At 62.7% G+C, this 18,747-nt stretch carries 15 protein-coding genes; 5 read left to right on the top strand and 10 right to left on the bottom strand.

Annotation, left to right across the window (positions count from 1 at the left end; translation table 11 throughout):
* Positions 1–270: 270 nt before the first annotated feature.
* Positions 271–1,329, top strand: a complete 1,059-nt coding sequence (locus ABAC460_RS32630) for a ribonucleotide-diphosphate reductase subunit beta (RefSeq protein WP_023452857.1) — start codon at positions 271–273, stop codon at positions 1,327–1,329.
* A 172-nt stretch (positions 1,330–1,501) separates the two neighbouring features.
* On the opposite strand, the gene ABAC460_RS32635 is transcribed toward ABAC460_RS32630, so the two are convergent.
* The 3 genes from ABAC460_RS32635 to ABAC460_RS32645 form a co-directional block, all read right to left on the bottom strand.
* On the bottom strand, positions 1,502–2,470 hold the full coding sequence (locus ABAC460_RS32635; RefSeq protein WP_023452859.1) for a DUF4915 domain-containing protein: 969 nt from the start codon (positions 2,468–2,470) through the stop codon (positions 1,502–1,504).
* A 458-nt stretch (positions 2,471–2,928) separates the two neighbouring features.
* Positions 2,929–4,110: a GAF domain-containing sensor histidine kinase gene (locus tag ABAC460_RS32640; RefSeq protein ID WP_023452860.1), complete on the bottom strand. Its 1,182-nt coding sequence runs from the start codon at positions 4,108–4,110 to the stop codon at positions 2,929–2,931.
* Positions 4,111–4,200: 90 nt separating this feature from the next.
* The gene (locus ABAC460_RS32645; protein ID WP_023452861.1) at positions 4,201–4,512 is read right to left on the bottom strand and encodes a hypothetical protein; all 312 of its coding nucleotides are present in this window, start codon (positions 4,510–4,512) and stop codon (positions 4,201–4,203) included.
* A 294-nt stretch (positions 4,513–4,806) separates the two neighbouring features.
* Between ABAC460_RS32645 and ABAC460_RS32650 the strand changes: the two genes are divergently transcribed.
* Positions 4,807–8,094 carry a tetratricopeptide repeat protein gene (locus ABAC460_RS32650; protein ID WP_023452862.1) on the top strand — a complete coding sequence of 1,096 codons (3,288 nt, stop codon included), beginning with the start codon at positions 4,807–4,809 and terminating at the stop codon, positions 8,092–8,094.
* A gap of 22 nt (positions 8,095–8,116) precedes the next feature.
* Positions 8,117–9,715, top strand: a complete 1,599-nt coding sequence (locus ABAC460_RS32655; RefSeq protein ID WP_023452863.1) for a tetratricopeptide repeat protein — start codon at positions 8,117–8,119, stop codon at positions 9,713–9,715.
* 75 nt (positions 9,716–9,790) lie between these two features.
* On the opposite strand, the gene ABAC460_RS32660 is transcribed toward ABAC460_RS32655, so the two are convergent.
* The gene (locus ABAC460_RS32660) at positions 9,791–10,015 is read right to left on the bottom strand and encodes a CsbD family protein (RefSeq protein WP_023452864.1); all 225 of its coding nucleotides are present in this window, start codon (positions 10,013–10,015) and stop codon (positions 9,791–9,793) included.
* 160 nt (positions 10,016–10,175) lie between these two features.
* Here ABAC460_RS32660 and ABAC460_RS32665 point away from each other — a divergent pair, with 160 nt between their 5' ends.
* Positions 10,176–11,753, top strand: a complete 1,578-nt coding sequence (locus ABAC460_RS32665; protein WP_023452865.1) for a DUF5060 domain-containing protein — start codon at positions 10,176–10,178, stop codon at positions 11,751–11,753.
* A gap of 441 nt (positions 11,754–12,194) precedes the next feature.
* Entirely contained in the window at positions 12,195–13,763 is a 1,569-nt protein-coding gene (locus tag ABAC460_RS32670) for a carboxylesterase/lipase family protein (protein ID WP_023452866.1), read from the top strand.
* Here ABAC460_RS32670 and ABAC460_RS32675 read toward each other — a convergent pair.
* The 6 genes from ABAC460_RS32675 to ABAC460_RS32700 form a co-directional block, all read right to left on the bottom strand.
* Positions 13,747–14,544, bottom strand: coding sequence for a hypothetical protein (locus ABAC460_RS32675; protein ID WP_023452867.1), 798 nt, complete (start codon positions 14,542–14,544; stop codon positions 13,747–13,749). The genes ABAC460_RS32670 and ABAC460_RS32675 overlap by 17 nt on opposite strands.
* The gene (locus ABAC460_RS32680) at positions 14,541–14,831 is read right to left on the bottom strand and encodes an HPr family phosphocarrier protein (protein ID WP_023452868.1); all 291 of its coding nucleotides are present in this window, start codon (positions 14,829–14,831) and stop codon (positions 14,541–14,543) included. Before ABAC460_RS32680 ends, ABAC460_RS32675 begins: the two co-directional genes overlap by 4 nt.
* Before the next feature lie 331 nt (positions 14,832–15,162).
* Positions 15,163–15,567 (bottom strand): PTS sugar transporter subunit IIA, encoded by a 405-nt coding sequence (locus ABAC460_RS32685; RefSeq protein WP_023452869.1) that lies wholly within the window; start codon positions 15,565–15,567, stop codon positions 15,163–15,165.
* 170 nt (positions 15,568–15,737) lie between these two features.
* Positions 15,738–16,124, bottom strand: a complete 387-nt coding sequence (locus tag ABAC460_RS32690) for an HPr kinase/phosphorylase (RefSeq protein ID WP_023452870.1) — start codon at positions 16,122–16,124, stop codon at positions 15,738–15,740.
* Between the two features lie 148 nt (positions 16,125–16,272).
* Positions 16,273–17,820, bottom strand: a complete 1,548-nt coding sequence (locus ABAC460_RS32695) for a stimulus-sensing domain-containing protein (protein ID WP_023452871.1) — start codon at positions 17,818–17,820, stop codon at positions 16,273–16,275.
* 3 nt (positions 17,821–17,823) lie between these two features.
* Positions 17,824–18,534 carry a response regulator transcription factor gene (locus tag ABAC460_RS32700; RefSeq protein WP_006270996.1) on the bottom strand — a complete coding sequence of 237 codons (711 nt, stop codon included), beginning with the start codon at positions 18,532–18,534 and terminating at the stop codon, positions 17,824–17,826.
* Positions 18,535–18,747: the final 213 nt, after the last annotated feature.

Consider the following 18,747-nt stretch of genomic DNA (forward strand, 5'->3'; position numbering starts at 1 on the left):
CCGTGTGTTCCGTCGTTTGATTCTACCGGCCGCGCCGAACCTGATTTGCCACCGCCCTTCACAAATGATTTCGCGTTAACTTTTGCGCTCGACACCCTGCGGTCATTTGTTAACGTCGTGCCAGACTCGGGTGGCGAAACCGTTCACCCACAGGGCGACAGAATTTGTCCCCAAATATCACCTACCAGATGTAGACGTTAAGCTGGCATTAACCACAATTTGTGGTGATATGGGTCCGGCTTCGGCCTCAGTTTCGATTCGGGATTACCAATGACCAGTTCTCGCCTTCTGTCCGCTTCCGGTGCCGGCCTCCTGACCCCCAGCCACAGCTACAAGCCGTTCCGCTATCCGTGGGCCTTCGAGTTCTGGCGCAAGCAGCAGCAGGTCCACTGGATCCCGGAAGAAGTGCCGCTGGGCGAGGACTGCAAGGACTGGGCGGCCAAGCTCAATGATTCCGAACGCAACCTGCTGACCCAGATCTTCCGGTTTTTTACGCAATCTGACATCGAGGTCCAGGACAACTACCTGGAACGCTACGGCCGGGTGTTCAAGCCGACCGAAGTCAAGATGATGCTGTCGGCCTTCGCCAATATGGAAACCATCCATATCGCCGCCTATGCCTTGCTGCTCGAAACCATCGGCATGCCCGAGTCCGAGTTCGGCGCGTTCATGGATTATGAAGCCATGCGCGACAAGCACGACTTCATGGGCACGTTCGGCGTCGATACCGAAGCCGATGTGCTGCGGACGCTCGCCATGTTCGGCGGGTTCACCGAAGGCCTGCAACTGTTCGCCTCGTTCGCCATGCTGATGAACTTCCCGCGCTTCAACAAGATGAAGGGCATGGGCCAGATCGTGTCGTGGTCGGTGCGCGACGAAAGCCTGCACTGCGAAGGCATCATCAAGCTGTATCATGCGTTCGCCAAGGAAACCAAGGCGCTGACCAAGTCGGTCCAGGACGACATCATCGACTGCTGCAAGACCGTGGTGACGATGGAAGACAAGTTCATCGACCTGGCCTTCGAAATGGGTCCTGTCCAGGGCATGACCCCGGACGATATCAAGGCCTATATCCGCTACATCGCCGACTGGCGGTTGCGTCAGCTGAACCTGCCGGAAGTGTTCGGCGGGGTGAAGGAAAACCCGCTGCCGTGGTTGCAGGTGCTGCTGTCGGGCGTCGAGCATGCCAACTTCTTCGAAGCGCGCGCCACCGAATATTCCAAGGCTGCGACCACCGGCCAGTGGACCGGCGGTGAAGGCGTCTGGGGCGCGTTCGATGAGCTGATGAAAAAGCGCGCCGAGGGACTGAAGACAGGCCTGGGGGTCTGAGTTTACGGATTTCTTATCTTTGCAGCGGCATCGCCGACTGAAATTTTATCCGCGTTCGGATAATATCAAATCTTCCTGTTGAACATGAAAAACTCAACAGGCCCAAGGACCCGAGGATTGAACATCTGAAGCTGAAAAGCGGAGGAATGGTTCGATAAATCCTCGGGTCTCTTCATATGTGCCCTCCATACATTTCCATCACATCGCCCCGCAGCCGCGCCGTCAGTTGCGTCAGCCAGTTCGCGGCTGGTTGCGGCACCGGCTGAGGTACGTCGAAACGATCGATCTGGTAGACCTCGCCGCCGAAGCGCGTGGTGTCGATAAACCGGCACTCGCCCGTTTTGCGTTCATAGACATAGAGGCCCGCCCGGCCCGAGGCTGCCTGGGCTTCACTGTCAGGGAACAAAATCGGCGGCATGGGGGTCTTGCGACTGCGGCTGTCGGTGCGGTGGACGCTCTTGCCGATCACGATCCAGTCGTCGTCGAGATACAGACCCCGGGCATAGCCGAAGACGCTTAAGAGCCGGCGCGGGCCCTGCCCCGTTTCCAGCTCGAACAAACTCCCGGTCGCCGAATCCAGCACATAGAGCAGACCGTCGCGGCTGGTGACGCTGTGCGGGTCGGTGAAGCCGTCGAACAGGACCTCGCCGCTCAGCACATCGAAGACGCAGCCGATACGCTTGCCGGTCGACCGCCGGGCGCCGAACTGCGACGCCACCAGCCGGCCCTTGTAGACGCAGAGGTCGTTGATATGCAGGGTGTCGTTGTCGTCGCTCTGGTTGGGATTGACGCAATCGAGTGGCTTCAGGTCCGGGCTGAGGCGCCAGATCTCGTTGCGCGCCGTGCGGACGCTGTAGAGATGGCCCTGGAAAGCGACCAGGCCATGCAGGTCGAAATGGAACGGACCGTTGGGCAGGTAGGTGGCCCGGTTCAGGTGCGCGTCGGTGACGGCGAAGCTGTAGGTGCGCGACTGCAGCGAGACGATGACCCGGTCGCCCAGCAGCACCCAGCCAGTGGCGCCGCGCAGTTTCGGTTTGAGCCGGTAGGCGGCGGGTGTGATCTTTCCTGTCGTATCGACCTGAAGCAGATGGGTGTTGGACTTACCGTTGTTGCACAGGGAAACCAGGAAGGATGGCGGCATGAATTGACCTCACGGAAACAGATTACAAATCCGTAATCCGGCCGCGTGGTCCAATTTGGGTGGCGCTGTTTCAGAAAGATTTCAGAACCGATGTTATTGTTTCGAAGCTGTCATTAACCGGGGTTTTATGGCGGTCGTGCGGCCTGCGCACAGCATTCTTACCCTGAGACGGCTAAGCTTTGTTCATCGCCGAAGACCCCGAGTATGGGACACCCGGCGGGACTACAAGCGCCAGGAAGACGATGTCGGGATTTAACGGATCTTCCCCCCGGTCCGTGACGCGTCGTCTTCCTGGCCTCTTGTTTTGCGAATTCGCCCATCGAGACTGTTCTGAACTTATTCGGCAGCCGCATCTACGCAAGATACCCCTCCGCCGGCTTCGCCGGCACCTCCCCACTTCGTGGAGAGGAGGGCGTTTTATGTCTTCATATCGTGACAGGCTAGGCGCCCGGTGTTGGCTAGAGCGACATGCGGAAGCGGAAAACCGTTTCGTCGTCGGTAGACTGGACCGTCAGGGTGCCGCCGTGGGCCTTCGCGATCTCCGACGCAATGTACAGCCCCAGACCCAGACCCTCCTGGCCATGCTTGACCTCGTTGCGGGTGAACGGCCGGAACAGCTTGTCCAGCACTTGCGGCGCAATCGCCCGGCCGCCATTGCACACCATCACCGTCAACACATCGCCACCGCTGGCGGCTGAAACCTTCACCGGCTTGGCCGGATCACCATGGGTAAAGGCATTGCCAACCAGGTTCGACACCATCTGGCAAATCCGATGCACATCCACCGTCACCGGCTGGGTCAGGGCGAAGCGGGTCTCGACCGCGCGATCGGGCCAGGCCGAGCGGACCTCGTTGACCGCATGCAAAAGCGCGCCGTCCAGGTCGCCACGGCTTTCCAGGTTCAGATTGAACCCGCGCCCCAGCCGCCCGCGCGCCAGGTCCAGCAGATTGTTGATCAGCTCGCCCATGCGCACGGCCGACTGCTGAATCATGCCCACGATGCGTTCGCCGCGCTCGTCCTTGGTGCGGCCTTTCAGCAACTCCGCCCCCGAGGTAATCGCCCCCAGCGGATTGCGCAGGTCATGGCCCAGCACGGCGATGAACTGTTCGCGCAGCTTGGCCGTTTCGCGCGCCTCGGCCAGGGCGACCTCGATGCCGTCGATTTTCTCTCGGTTGGTCAGGTGCATGCCGATCAGCTCGGCGAAAAGCTGGAACATGCCGATGGTTTCGGGATTGTCGAGCTTGTGCGGCGCCGGATCGACCGCGCACAGCGTCCCCCACACCGTACCGTCCTTCGTGAAGATCGGCAGGGAAATGTAGCTTTTCAAGCCGTACAGTTCAGGGGTGTGGTGGCTGCAGTAGACGGGATGTTCGACGGCGTTGTCGAAGATCACGCCTTTGCCGGACTGACGGATCTCATGACAGATGGTGCTGGCGACGGGCAGTTCACCGCCGACGCCCAAGCCGAAGCTGATATCGTCCTTGACGCTGAGCGCGACCCAGCGGTCCTCCGTCACCCGCGCCACGGCAGCGAACCCCATCCCCGTCGCCCGGGTGATGACGTCCAGCATCATCGGCACGGCGTCGATGCGTTCAATCGCGGCTATGTCGGCGGCGAGGCCGGAAGGAAAGTCGGTCATTAGGCAGGCACAATGACAGCCCACCGCCGGATGTCAAATATAACTGCGTTATTTGCACAACCTTATGGCAAGTATGCGCTTTTTGGATATTTATGCGTAGGTTTCGGCCGTCTGCGCGTCGAACCCAAGGGCCTGGGCCTGGGCCAGGACCGAGTCGGAACCGGCGACGCTCAGGCGCGCCACGCCCACAGCACGAAGCTGGGCCGCCAGGTTGGTGCCGACGAACAGGTCGCCTTCGCCGTTGTCGATCACCCAGTCGGGAAAGCGCGGGGTCACGCCGTCGGCGGCACCCACGAAAACCACCTGTGTTCCTTCGGCACGCGCGGTTTCGACCATCTCCACGACGGCCGCGCCCGGCAGCAGGGCGCCGATGACGATCAAGGCATGACGATTGGAACTCATGATAGTCCTCCTGGGAACTTAGTAGTCGAAAGCGGCGGACAGGGAGGAAAGCCAATTCCCCGTCCATGGTGGGCGGGGGTGGATGGCTGAGAATGACCTTAAGCGATCACGCAACCACCCGACGCCCCGCCAATAGCGGTCGTTTTACGGGTTACGGTTGCTGTAAACATTCGAGACATGACACCACGTTAACACAGGTTGCCGGGTGAGTCTATCGCATCGCAGCATGGTCACAACCTGTTGAAAGGCGAAGGGTGACGCGTTACTGTGTCGTCGGCTTCAGGGGGAATATTGATGTTGAAACAGCTTCTTCGGGCATCGGCGGCCATGGCGCTGGTCCTTGCCCCGGGTCTTGCTCATGCCGCCGACGCGCTGGAATTCGGTCCGGCCGCATCATGGGTCAAGCCGCTGCCGACCGTGCGTGAGGCCAAGACCGAGCCGGGTGCGCCCGCCGCCTTCCTGGGCATGGATATCCAAAGCCGGTTCGGCAATGACGGCGATGACCACTTCATGGATATCGCGCTGAAGATTCTGACGCCGCAAGGCCTGGCCTACGGCCGGCCGACGGCCTACTGGAACCCGCAGACCGACACGGTCACCATCCACAAGGTGCAGATCCTGCGCGGGGATCAGGTCATCGACGTCCTGGCCCAGGGCCAGACCTTCACCACCCTGCGCCGCGAGAGCAATCTGGACCGCCAGATGCTGGACGGAAACCTGACCGCCATTCTGCAGACCGAGGGCCTGCAGGTCGGCGATATCCTGACCTATTCCCTGACCATCCATCGCCAGGATCCGGTGCTGCGTGGCAAGTCCGAAACCCTGTCGTCCTACAACAGCGCCATGCCCATCGGCCGCGTCACCTACCGCGCCGAGTGGGCCGCCGGCAAGCCGATGCGCTGGAAGGCGACCTCCGACCTGACCGACGTCAAGGTGAAGAAGACGGCGGCTGGCAGCGAGGTGAGCCTGGAACTCAAGGACTACAAGAGTCCCGAGGCCCAGCCGCGCGTCCCCGACCGCTACAAGCGCTTCGGCCAGTTGCAACTGACCGAATTCGCCTCCTGGCCGGATCTGTCGGGCATGATGGCGCCGCTGTACACCAAGGCCTCCACCCTGGCGCCCGATTCGCCGCTGCGCGCCGAGGTCGACAAGATCCGCGCTGCCCACACGACGCCCGGCGATCAGGCGGCGGCCGCGCTGCGGCTGGTCGAGGAGCAGGTGCGTTACGTTTATATCGGCGCCAACCAGGGCAACTACGTCCCGGCCGATGCCGACCTGACCTGGCAGCGCCGGTTCGGCGACTGCAAGGGCAAGACGGCGTTGCTGCTGGCCCTGCTGCGCGAACTGGGGATCGAGTCCGAGGCTGTTCTGGTCTCGACCAAGGGCGGCGACGGCATGAACGAGAGCCTGCCACTGATCGAACTGTTCGACCATGTCATCGTCCGGGCCGTCGTCGACGGCAAGACCTACTGGCTGGACGGTACACGCATGGGCGATACGCGCCTGGACCAGGTCCCGGTGCCGGCCTACACATGGGGCCTGCCGGTCAGGGGCACGGGCGGAGACCTGGTGGCAATCACCCTGCCGGCGCCTGACAAGCCGCTGCAGGAAAAGACGATGCGCGTCGATGCCTCGGCCGGGCTGGACGCGCCGGCGCCCTACGCCGCGGAGGTCATCACCCGTGGCGACCAGGCCCTGGCCATGCATACGGCCATGGCGGCCATGTCGAAGGACGAGTTCGACAAGCAGATGAAAGAGTCGATGAAGGACAACGAGGACTTCACGCTCGACACCATCACCAGTGACTGGGACGACGCCACGGGCGAGTTCCGCATCCGGATGGAGGGCAAGGCCAAGATGAACTGGTGGTCGCCCGGATCTGGCAAGCCGCGCCAGTATATGGTCGACGGCGCCTATGTCGGCGGCGGTTTCGACCTGGAACGCAAGGACGGCCAGGCGAAGGACGCCCCGGTCAGCCTGGCCTTCCCGCACTATGAAAGGACCAGCGCTACCGTCATCCTGCCGCAGAAGGGCAAGGGTTTCGCCATTGCCGGCGAGGCGGTCGACAAAACCCTGGCCGGCTACGCCATGAAACGCAGCTTCCAGCTCAGGGACGGCGTCTTCACCATGGAGGTGACCGAACGCACCGTCGCCCCGGAAGTGCCGGCGGCGGAAGTCCTGGCCGCCGAGACCGAACTGGACCGGCTGGGCGACACCCAGGTCTATCTCCAGATGCCGTACGACTACAAGGCGACGACGGCCGATGTCGCGGCGGCCGGCCACGACGACCCCAAGACGGTGGACGACTATGTCGCGCGGGCTCAGACCCGGTGGGCCGGCGGTCAGCTTAGCGAAGCGATCGCCGACCTGGATGCCGCGCTCAAGCTGGACCCCAAGTCCGCCAAGGCCCTGGTCCTGCGCGGCCAGGTCAAGGACAAGGCTGAGGACGATGACGGCGCCCTGGCCGATTATGCCGCGGCCCTGGTCATCGACCGGCGCAATACCGAGGCCTATAGCGGCCAGGCCTACATCCATTGGGCGCGCAAGGACTATCCGCAGGCGATCGACGCCCTGACGCGGGTCCTCGACATCAATCCGGCCGATCCGGCGGCGCGCCAGTTGCGTGGCCTGGTCCTGCTGGAAAAGGGCGATGCCGAACGGGCCCTGGACGACGCCCTGACCAACGTCATGATGCAGCCGGATTCCGTCGAGGCGACGCTGTTCCTGGCTGTGGCCTATCAGTTCAACACCCAGTACGACAAGGCGATCGAGGTGTTGCAGGCCGCCATCGCGAAGGACGGCGACGATGCCCGGCTGCATGCCGCCCTGGGTGAGGCGTTCATGCGCTGTGGCACCGAGGCCGAATGCGACGCCAAACGGCCGAAGGCGGTCGAGGCCTACAGCAAGGCCATCGCGCTGGAGCCGTCGGTGGACCTGTATCTGAACCGCGCCCGGATGCGGCCGGAGTCCGAACGCGCCGCCCGGTTTGCCGATATCGACGCCGCCCTGGCGCTGCAGCCCGACTCGCCGGAGATCCTGCTGACGCGTGGCCAGTTCTACCGGTCGTACAAGGATTACGACCTGGCCCTGGCGGATGCCGACGCCATCCAGGCGCTGGAGCCCGAGGGTACCGAGGCCTATGGCCTGCGTGCCAACATCTATGAGGAACAGGGCAATTACGACGCCGAGTTCGTCCAACTGGACAAGGCGCTGGCCCTGAAGCCCGAAGACCCCGACCTGCTCAACAATGCCTGCTGGGCGCGCGCCATTTCCGGCCGCGAGCTGGAGAGGGCGCTGGAGCTGTGCAATGCGGCGCTGAAGGTCGAGCCGCGGTCCGGCCAGATCCTGGACAGCCGCGGCATGGTCCATCTGAAGATGGGCAAGTGGGACGAAGCCCTGGCGGACTATGACGCCGCCGTCGCCGTGGCCAATGGCGGCCCGTTCGCCTCGGCCTGGTACGGCCGCGGCATCGCGAAACTGCGCAAGGGCCTGAGCAAGGAAGGCAAGGCCGACCTGGCCGAGGCCAAACGCCAGTCACCCGGTATCGAAAAAACCTACGCCGAGGACGGCATCAAACCCTAAAACCATGCGGGAAATAAAGCTTATGTGGAAACGGATCCTGTGGTCGTCGGCAGCCGGCATCGTGCTTGTGGGGGCGCCGGTCAGCGGGCTGGCAGCCCAGGTCAAACCGCCGGCGGCAACCTCGCAGAAGGTCGACAAGGCCGCTGCGGCCCAGGCCCACGCCGCCCAGGCTTACGAACTGTTTCAGGCGGGCAAGATGGATCAGGCCCGGGTCGAGGTCGAAAAAGCCCTCAAGATGAATCCGCGTTCGTCCGTGGCCTATTCCGTGCGCGCCATGATCCGCATGGGCGGGGAGGACCTGGACGGCGCCCTGACAGACCTGAAGACCGCCCAGGGCATCAGTCCGGGGGACAGTCACAACTACTTCCTGATGGCGGTGATCTACATGCAGCGCGAGGACCTGCCGCGTGCGCTGACGGCCGCGAATACGGCGGCCGACCTGGCGCCCGACGACGCCATGGCCCAGGCGCTGCGGGTTGTCCTTCTGGGGGCGACGGGCGATATGGCGAAGGCTGAGGAAAAGGCCCTGGCCTGGTATGCGGCTCAGCCCAATTCGCCCGAAGCCGCAGGCGCCCTGATGGGGATTTATGAAAGCACCAACCGGTACGACAAGGCGATCGAAACGGCCCGTATCGCGGTCGCCCGGCATCCGGACAATGTCGGACTGATCGACAGCCTGGCGGACTACCTGACCGGCTGCAAGGGTACGGCGACAAGCTGCGCCGCACAGCGCACCGAAGCCGGCCCCCTGTACGGCAAGGCCATCGCGGCGGTCCGCGCCGCCGTCACCCAACAACCCGGCAATGTCGAATTTCTGGACGACCTGGGGCAACGCCTGACCGATTGCAAGGACACGGCCGTGCCCTGCGCCACCCAGCGCGCCGAGGCCCTGGAGGTGTTCGGCAAGGCCATCGCCCTGGCGCCGACGGCCGACCTCTATGTCCGCCGCTCCCAGGTCCGTCCGCAGGCGGACCGCGACGGCAAGTTCGCCGATCTCGACGCCGCCCTGGCCCTGGAACCGAAGTCGGAGTTCATCGTGGTGACGCGCGGCGCCACCTATTACAATTACAAGGAATATGACAAGGCGCTGGTCGATATCAACGCCGCCGTCGCCATGGACCCGGAAGATGACGAAGCCCTGTCCCTGCGCGTGCGGCTGTATGAGCGCGACGGCAATGTCGACGGCCAGATCAAGGATCTCGACCTCCTGACGACCCTGGTTCCCGACAAGGCCGAGTATTTCAACAGTGCGTGCTGGCTGCGCGCCACCCGCAAGCAGGAACTGGATAAGGCGCTGGAGCAGTGCAATGCGGCGCTCAAGCTCAAGCCGGGCGACCGGACCATGAGCGACAGCCGCGCCATGGTCTATCTGCAGATGGGCAAATGGGATGAGGCAATCGCCGACTATGATGTGGCCATGGCGGAAAACACCTATGCCATCGGCCTTTACGGCCGCGGTGTCGCCAGGCTGGGCAAGGGACTTAAGAAGGAAGGCAAGGCCGACCTGAAAGCCGCCCGCAAGATGGACAAGACGATCGAAACGACCTTCGCCGGCTACGGCATCGGCGAAAAGGCGAAAAAGGTGAAGGATAAAAAAATGAAGGCGGGAAAGCGCCTCTGAGGAAACGCTTTCCCGCCCGTTTGCCGTGTCCATCCGGCGGGAAGGACAACGGCAATCTCTTTGGTTGTGGTGGTGTTAGTGGGTATGGTCTTTGGCTTCGTCGACCGCTTCATCCGACCACTTGTCGATCTGGCGTTCGGCTTCGTCCTGGGCGATGCCGTAGCGTTCCTGGATCTTGCCGGACAGAATCTTGCGGTTGCCCTCGATCACGTCGAGGTCGTCATTGGTCAGCTTGCCCCAGGCCTTCTGGACATTACCACGGACCTGGTCCCAGCTGCCTTCGAGTCGATCACGGTTCATAGCTAACTCCTTTATTTTCAGTCACTTGTGTGGGTTATACAGTTACCGCTCCAAGCCTAAAGTTTCGACATCTTAAGGCGGGCGTTCCATAAAAAGGGCATAAGCCTTGCCAGGTCCGGCAATATTTGTATGATGACATACAAATAAAAGGAGACGCTTCATGACGAAAATCACGCGCCGCCACCTGGTCGCCGCCACCGTGCCTCTGGCTGTGGCCGGCATGGCGCGGGCGGCCGAACCCGTGCCGTCGGTCGAGCGCTGGGGTCTGTTCGAGCAGGCTTTCGATGGGCCTAAGACAGGCAATCCGTTTGTCGATGTCCAGTTCGCCGCCGTGTTCACCCTGGGTGGACGTCACCTGAATGTACCGGGTTTCTACGACGGCAATGGCGTTTATCGCGTGCGCTTCAGTCCGCCGGAAACGGGCGCCTGGACGTGGCGGACCGTGTCGAACGTGCCAGGGCTGAACAACCTCACAGGCGCCGTGACGGCGACGGTACCGTCACCGGGCAATCACGGCCCGATGCGGGTCACGCCGGACGGTTATCACTTCGCCTATGCCGATGGCACGCCCTACCGCCAGGTCGGCACCACCGCCTATGCCTGGGCCCAGCAGTCGGAGGCGCGCTGCGCCGAGACCCTGGCCACGCTGAAGGCGTCTCCGTTCAACAAGATGCGGATGTGCGTCTTCCAGAACGTCGCCGCCGAGCCGATCGAGCCCTTTGCGGTGACCGGCAAGGGCGACAAGGATTGGGACCCGACACGTTTGAACCCTCTGTTCTTCCAGCGGTTTGAAAAGCGCGTGGCGCAACTTCTGGAGCTGGGGATCGAGGCCGATATCATCCTCTTCCATCCCTATGACAGCAAGCATGGCTATGGCGACATGGCGCGCAGCGATGACGAGCGCTATCTCGCCTATGTCATCGCCCGGTTGGGCGCCTATCGCAATGTGTGGTGGTCGCTGGCCAACGAGTTCGACCTGGTCAAGACCAAGTCGCCGGCCGATTTCGATCACCTGGGCCAGTTTGTCATGGACCATGACCCGCATGACCGGTTGCGGTCGATCCATAACTGCAAGGCCATTTACGACAACACCAAACCCTGGATCACCCACAGCAGTATCCAGAACGGATCGGCGGTGACCGACGATACCCGTGCCGAGATGTATCGCAGCACCTGGCAGAAGGCGGTAATCTTCGACGAGGTTTGCTACGAGGGCAAGATCGAGCTGCGCTGGGGGAATTTGAGCGGCGAGGAGATGGTGCTGCGGTTCTGGCACGGCCTGATCGCCGGGACCTATGTCGGCCATGGCGAAACCTTGACGGCGCAGAACCTCAGCGCGGACGATTCCTGGACGGGCAAGGGTGGGAAGCTTTGGGGCGAGTCCGCGCCGCGTCTGGCGTTTCTGAAGCAGGTGATGGAGGATGGGCCCAGGCCCGGCATCGATCCGGTCGACAAGTGGTGGGACCGTCATATCGGCGGCCGGGCGGGTCAGTATTATCTGCGCTATTTCGGGTCCGAGGCGCCGTCGGAGTGGGCGTTGAATTTGCCCAAGAACGAGTTGGTCGGTGGCGAGCAGTTCCGGGTCGATGTGCTGGATACCTGGAACATGACGGTAGCCCCGGTCGACGGCGTGTTCACGGTGCAGAAGAAGGACATGTACGATTTCCATGACCCGGCGCGACCGGTCGTGGCCTTGCCGGGACGCAAATGGATGGCGGTACGGGTGGTCAGGGTTTGAACCACGAACCCCACGAACTGACACGAACTTTTGCGCATGGCATCTCCCGCGCGAAGCGCCTGAATTTACAATATTCCGACGCGCATTGCCGATGCGCTTGCCCAAAATTCCGTGTCTTTCCGTGTACGCCGCCATTGGCGGCGCTTCAGTGTTTTCCGTGTTCCTCATAAAAATCAGCGGCAGGCCGGCTGACTGAGAGCTTTCTGAGGCGAAGAAGGGGAACACGGACCACACGGAAGCCGCTGCGCGGCGACACGGAAAACACGGAATTCAGGATGTGGAGCCAGAATGCAAAAGCCCATAGTTTAAAGGCATAAAGGCGCTTCGCGCTGGAGGTGCCGTCAACGGAATTCCGCTTCACTCCGAATCGAGCCGCACCTTCGGTCGTTTGACCCATTCCCAGACCGTGGTAGGTTCCCTCCAAAATAACGGAGGATCGCCATGAAAGCCCTTCCCCTCATCGCCGCCGGACTCGCCCTGGCCGCCTGTGTCGCCACCACGGCGCCGGCCGGTACCGTCACCACCGAAACCGGCCAGGTCCGCGGCGTCACCGTCGACGGCGTCGAGTCCTTCAAGGGCATTCCCTTCGCCGCTCCGCCCGTCGGAGACCTGCGCTGGCGCGCCCCCCAGCCCGCTGCCAAATGGTCCGGAGTCCGTGACGCCGCCGCCTTCGGCGCCGACTGCATGCAGGAACCCTTCCCCGGTGACGACGCGCCGCTGACCGTCAAACCGGCCGAAGACTGTCTGTTCGTCAATGTCTGGCGGCCCGCCGGCGCGCAAAAGAAACTGCCTGTCATCGTCTGGATCTATGGCGGCGGTTTCGTCAATGGCGGCACCTCGCCGGCCGTCTATGACGGCACGCACTTCGCCCGCGACGGCGTCATCTATGTCAGCTTCAACTACCGCCTGGGCCGGTTCGGTTTCTTCGCTCACCCGGCCCTGAGTGCCGCCGATGCCGATCACGGGCTGTTGGGCAATTACGGCTATATGGACCAGATCGCCGCCATGCAGTGGGTCCAGCGCAATATCGCGGCCTTCGGCGGCGATCCGGCCAATGTTACCGTCTTCGGCGAGTCGGCCGGCGGCGGGTCGGTGCACAATCTGATGACCTCGGGCGAGTCGAAGAACCTGTTTGCCCGCGCCATCATCCAGTCGGGCGGCGGCCGCGGCAACCTGATGGGGGCACGCCGCATCCGTGACGACCTGCCGACCGCACCGTCGTCCGAGACCCTGGGGCTGAACTTCGCCAAAAAGAATGGCGTCACCGGGACCGATGCCGCGGCTTTGACGGCCCTGCGCGGCCTGTCCGCCGAGACCGTGACAGCGGGCCTGGGCCTGCACACCATGGGCCAGGCCGGCGACACCTATGGCGGTCCGACCATCGACGGCCGCATCGTCAAGGAAGTGCCGCAGGAAGCCTATCTCCATGGGCGCTATAACAAGGTGCCTGTGCTGGTCGGCGCCACCCGCGCCGATATCGGCCGGTTCTGGGTCAATACGCCGGAGGAGGCTTATGCCAGTTTCGGCGCCCAGGCCGAGGCGGCGAAGGCAGCCTATAGCGGCGACCTGCAAACCATCAATGCAGATATCGGCATGGACCGTTTGATGATCGAGCCGGCGCGCTTCGTCGCCGCGACCCTGGCCGATCAGGGCGTCAAGTCATGGCACTACCGATTCTCGTACGTCGCGGAATCGCGTGCGGCCGAATGGAAGCGCGGTGCGCCGCACGCCACCGACATTCCCTATGTCATGGACACCCTGCCCGGCAAGTACGGCACCGCTGTGACCGCGAAGGACGCCGCCATGGCGAAGACCGCCCACGCCTATTGGGTCAACTTCGCCAAGACAGGCGATCCCAACGGCGCCGGTTTGCCGGTATGGCCGGTCTATACGCCGGCGGCGGATCCCTTGCTGGATTTCGCGCTGGACGGCACAGCCAAGCCTGGCCCCGATCCGTGGAAGGCGCGTCTGGATGTCACGGCAGCCGTCGCGCCTAAAACAGCGCCTTAGTCACCTTGGGCTCAGGCGCGCACCAGCCCTGCTCGCCCAGGTGTGAGGTCGAGCCCACCATCTTGTCGTCGATGGCTTCGGCATAGAAGCCGCCGCGCGCCCGGTCGAGCGTAATGCGCAGGGCGTCGCCGTGTTTCGTGGTCATGTTGATCAGGCTGTAGGTGCTGGGGCTGACCCGCGCCTGGCAGCTTATGTCCTGGCACACCGTGTCACGGACCAGGGATTTGTGCGCCGGATCGACGAAGCGAAACTGGAAGCTGGCCTCTTCGTCCGGAAAGATCGGCGACGGCACGATGGCGATGTAGAAGATGCCGGTCGAGACGGTCTTCTTGCCGCGGGTGATGGTGGTTTCGCACTTGAGATTGATCTCGGCCGGCGGTGGTGGATTGATCTCCACGACGTCTTCGCGGGGCCGCGGAGGGGGCGGTGGCGGAGGGACTTCGGCGACATGAACGGGCGCGGCCGCCAAAGGGGCCGTTGTGGGCTCGGTGTGGGCCACCGACGCCGGGGCATGGGATTCGGGTGCCGGCGTCAGGGCCTTGGCCATGTCGGCGCTGAGCGGGGTGCCGGCGCTTAAAGACGTATAGGGTATGGGCGCGTCGGGTATTTTGGGCGCGGGAATAGACGGTTTCGCCTTCGGTTTGGCTTTGCGAACCGGTTTCGGCTTGGCCGCCGCTTCGACATCGCCTTCGCCGCTGTTGGGATGGCCGGAACCTTCCGCCATCACCGGCGAAGCCATCGCCAGGGCCGCCGTGAACAGAAGGGCAAGAACAGGTTTCACGCGTCTTCCTCGAACCTGTTTTCGACCAGTTCCACCAGGGCCGCGACGACGGCTTGCGCCTGGGGGCCCTCCGCTTCGATTTCGATGGTCGAGCCCTTGCCGGCGGCCAGCATCAGCAGATCGAGGATCGAATCACCGTCGACCTTGTTGCCGTCCTTGGTGACGAAGACGCGCGTGTCCTCGTAGTTCGACACCAGCTTGACGAACTTGGCGGAGGCGCGGGCGTGCAAGCCTTTGTTATTGCAGATTTCAACCTGGGCAGTGACGGGCACGTCTGTTTCACTCATGAGGCGGCCCTTTCGTCAGGTGCCTGCGGTTATTTTCGGGTAAAAACCATGAGTGAACGGTTAATGGAAATCAATATGCTCTTGTAGAGCTGGGTTAAAGAAGAAAAGATTTACCACGGAAGGCACTGAAACGCCGCTGCGCGGCGACACGGAAAGGCACTGAAATTCGACGCTGAACCGCGCGAAGCGCCTCCCGTTGATGTCCACAAGAAGGCGCTTCGCGCGGGAGATGGAACAACCGGAATTCCGTGTCTTTTCGTGTCGCCGCGCAGCGGGGTTTCCGTGTGGTCCGTGGTTCCCCTTAAAACAGAGGCCACATCACATCAGACTCCTAGCTGTCGCCGGACAGGACGTAGGACGCCACGGTGACGTATTTGCGGCCGGCCTCCTGGGCATGGCCGACGCAGGTGTTCAGCGGCTCGTTCTTGCGCAGCGAGGCAAGCTTGATCAGCATCGGCAGGTTCAGACCGGCAATCACCTCGGCCTTGGTTTGCTCCATCACCGAAATCGCCAGGTTCGACGGCGTGCCGCCGAACATGTCGGTCAGCAGGATGACCCCGTCGCCGGTGTCGTTGCGGAATGTTGCTTCCAGGATGTCCTTGCGGCGCTGGCTGACATCGTCCTCGGGACCGATGCAGATGGCCGTGACCTGGGTCTGCGGTCCCACCACATGCTCCATCGCGGCGACGAACTCATCCGCCAGCTTGCCATGGGTGACGATCACCAAACCGATCATAATTTCGTCTAGCCTCGATACGATCCCGCGCCGGGGAGCGGCAATCTAGCCCCGAACGCTTCGCACTGCAAAAAAGTTTTTTACAAGGTAGCAAATTCCGCGCCATCAATGCGCGGTGTGCTATTCATGTAACTATAATGATCGTGAACGAAGCATGAATATTCAAGTGATCACAACGAACGCAATCGCGTGATCAGGCGCGGCACAGCCGAAGCTTCGCGTGGATTGAGCCGCAGGGTCGGGACGTTATGTCCCAGAATGGGGGTGATCTCGCCTTCGGGCGCCCTGGGGCCTTCGGATTGCGCCAGAACGACCAGGTGCAGTCGGGTCAGGGTGCGAAAGGCTTTAGGGTCAGGCGTGGACGGAGCGGCGTAAAGATGGCCACCAGACGACCACAGGGCCGTATGGTCGTCGCAGATCAGCACCAGGCCCTTTTCGACAGCGCGCACCGCCATGTCGCTCTTGCCGATGCCCGACGGTCCCACAATCAGGACGCCCTTCCAGGCAGAGCCGGACAGAAGGCTGAGGGTGGTGGCGTGAACGACGAGTTTACTCATGGACCGTGCGCTATATTACCGGGGTGTGGGGCCAAAGAACGTGTCTTGGGGCCCCACGTCTTACTTATCTTTTCTTTCCCTCCGCCCCAAGGGGCGGGGGAAAGAAAAGAAAGGTAGAAGAGTTGGGGCCACAGGCCCCAAACCCCGGTCATAGAGTGGGCAGGGCTATGAAGAACCTGGCGCCCACGACCGCACCCTCGCCGTCGGTGCGGTTCTCCGCCCAGATCCGCCCGTGATGCGCCTCGATAATCTGACGCGAAATCGACAGGCCCAGCCCGGAATTACGCCCGAAACTCGTGCCCTTCGGCCGCGAGGTGTAGAACCGCTGGAAGATGGTCTCGAGATTGTCCTCCGGTATGCCCGGACCGTCATCCTCGAACCGGATCAGCACCGGCAGCGCCGCATCGCCATTCGTCAGGGTCACCCGCACCTCGCCGCCCTCCGGTGAGAACGACCGCGCATTGTCGATGACATTGCGGAATACCTGGCCCAGGGGGCCTTCCCGGCCGCTGACCGTCGCCTGGGCGCGTTCGCGTACCAGCACCACCGCCACCTCGCCCGGCCGGTCGCCCTGGCCGTACAGCGACACGATATCCTCCAACAACGCCCCGGCATCCACCGGCCTGGGCGTGTCCCGCGACAGCTCGGCATCCAGCCGCGACGCATTGGAAATATCGGTAATCAGCCGGTCCAGGCGCCGCACATCCTGGTTCACCACGCCCAGCAGCCGCGCCTTGGCCGCGTCGTCCTTGACCAGCTCCAAAGTCTCCAAAGCACTGCGGATCGAGGTCAACGGGTTCTTGATCTCATGCGACACATCGGCCGCGAACCGGTCGATCTCCTCCATCCGCCGCCATAGCGTATCGGTCATACTTTCCAAAGACCGCGCCAAGGTCCCGATCTCGTCCTTGCGCTCTTCCAAGTCGGGCAGCGAAATCGCCCGGGTCTGGCCGGCCCGGACACTGTCCGCCGCCGCCGACAGCCGCTGGATCGGCCGTGACACCAGCCAGTTCAGCAGCAGGGACGAAAACAGCGTCACGCCCAAAGCCACCAGAATAAACGGCAACATGGCCAGGCGCTGGGCCTGGACGATGCTTTCGAAGTCGTCGCGCTCGATGGTCAGCACACCCAAAACCTGCTTGACCCGGCGCAGCGGCACCGACACCGACACCACCTTCACACCACGATCGTTGCGCCGCACCGTCGCCACCTCGGCCCCGGCCAGGGCCATCATCACTTCCTGGCGCAGTTCCTTCTCGGCCGCCTTGCGCTCAGCCGCGTGGCCGGCGGAATCGTCCTTGGGCGCCGCCTCACCGGCCTTGTGGGCCGGCGGCAGTTCGATGACCTCGACCGTATCGACGACCAGGGCGGAATCGACAATCGGATTGCCCTGCTCGTCGAACAGACGGGCACGCTGCTCGGCCGGAATGAACTGGGCCAGGAGCTGCGAGGCGTAATGCTGGTCGAGATAAGGCTCCGGCACGCCCGTGGTTGCCGCCTGGGCGATAACCTCGCTCATCTGCAGCGCCTGGGCGGTCAGGGATTCCTTTTGCGCGGTGATCAGGCCCTGGCGCAGCTCATTGAGCACAAGGGCGCCGATCACCAGGACCAGCAGCCCGACAATGTTCAGGCCGAAGATCAGCCGCCCGAGACGCGACTGACCGAACGGCAGGCTTTTGTACCAGGTGCGGCTCACGTCCTAGATTTCACGATAACGATAGCCGACGCCGTACAGGGTCTCGATCGAATCGAAGGTGTTGTCGACGGCGCGGAACTTCTTGCGCATGCGCTTGACGTGGCTGTCGATGGTGCGGTCGTCGACATACACCTGATCGTCATAGGCGGCGTCCATCAGGTTGTCGCGGCTCTTCACGAAGCCCGGACGTTGCGCAAGGGCATGCAGCAGCAGGAATTCGGTGACGGTCAGCCGCACCGGCTTGCCGTCCCAGGTGCATTCGTGACGCGCCGCATCCATGACCAGCTTGCCGCGCTTCAGCGACTTGGCGTTCAGCGCCTCGGTCACTTCCGGCGCCTCGCCCTGTTCGACGATGCCGGCGCGGCGCAGGACCGCCTTGACGCGCTCCAGCAGCAGGCGCTGCGAGAACGGCTTGTGCATATAGTCGTCAGCACCCAGGTTGAAGCCCAGGACTTCGTCGATCTCGTCGTCCTTGGAGGTCAGGATAATGACCGGCAGGTTCGAGGTGGCGCGCAGGCGGCGCAGGACTTCCATGCCGTCCATGCGCGGCATCTTGACGTCCAGAATGGCGAGGTCGGGCGGATCCTTTTCGAGGGCCTGGAGACCGGCGGCCCCGTCATAATAGGCCTGGATGGTATGACCGCCGCTTTCGAGCGCCAGGGACACGCTGGTCACAATGTTCTCGTCGTCGTCAACCAAGGTAATTCTGGCCAAAGCTCGTCTCCATTTCGGCAGGTGGAACCTGCGATACATAATGCGATTGCGCCGGATTTCAAACCATCCGGCCATATGCCTAGTCAACACACTCTAGGCGCGTTCTTTTCAAGGCGTCAACGCGTCCGCAATTCGGTCTTATTGGGGCAATGATGAGACCTCAATGATGCCTTAATGCCTATTGTGTAAGTTTTGAAAGAATATCCGCTTTGC

The organism is Asticcacaulis sp. AC460, from assembly GCF_000495795.1.
In the GTDB taxonomy this organism is placed as follows: Bacteria; Pseudomonadota; Alphaproteobacteria; order Caulobacterales; family Caulobacteraceae; genus Asticcacaulis.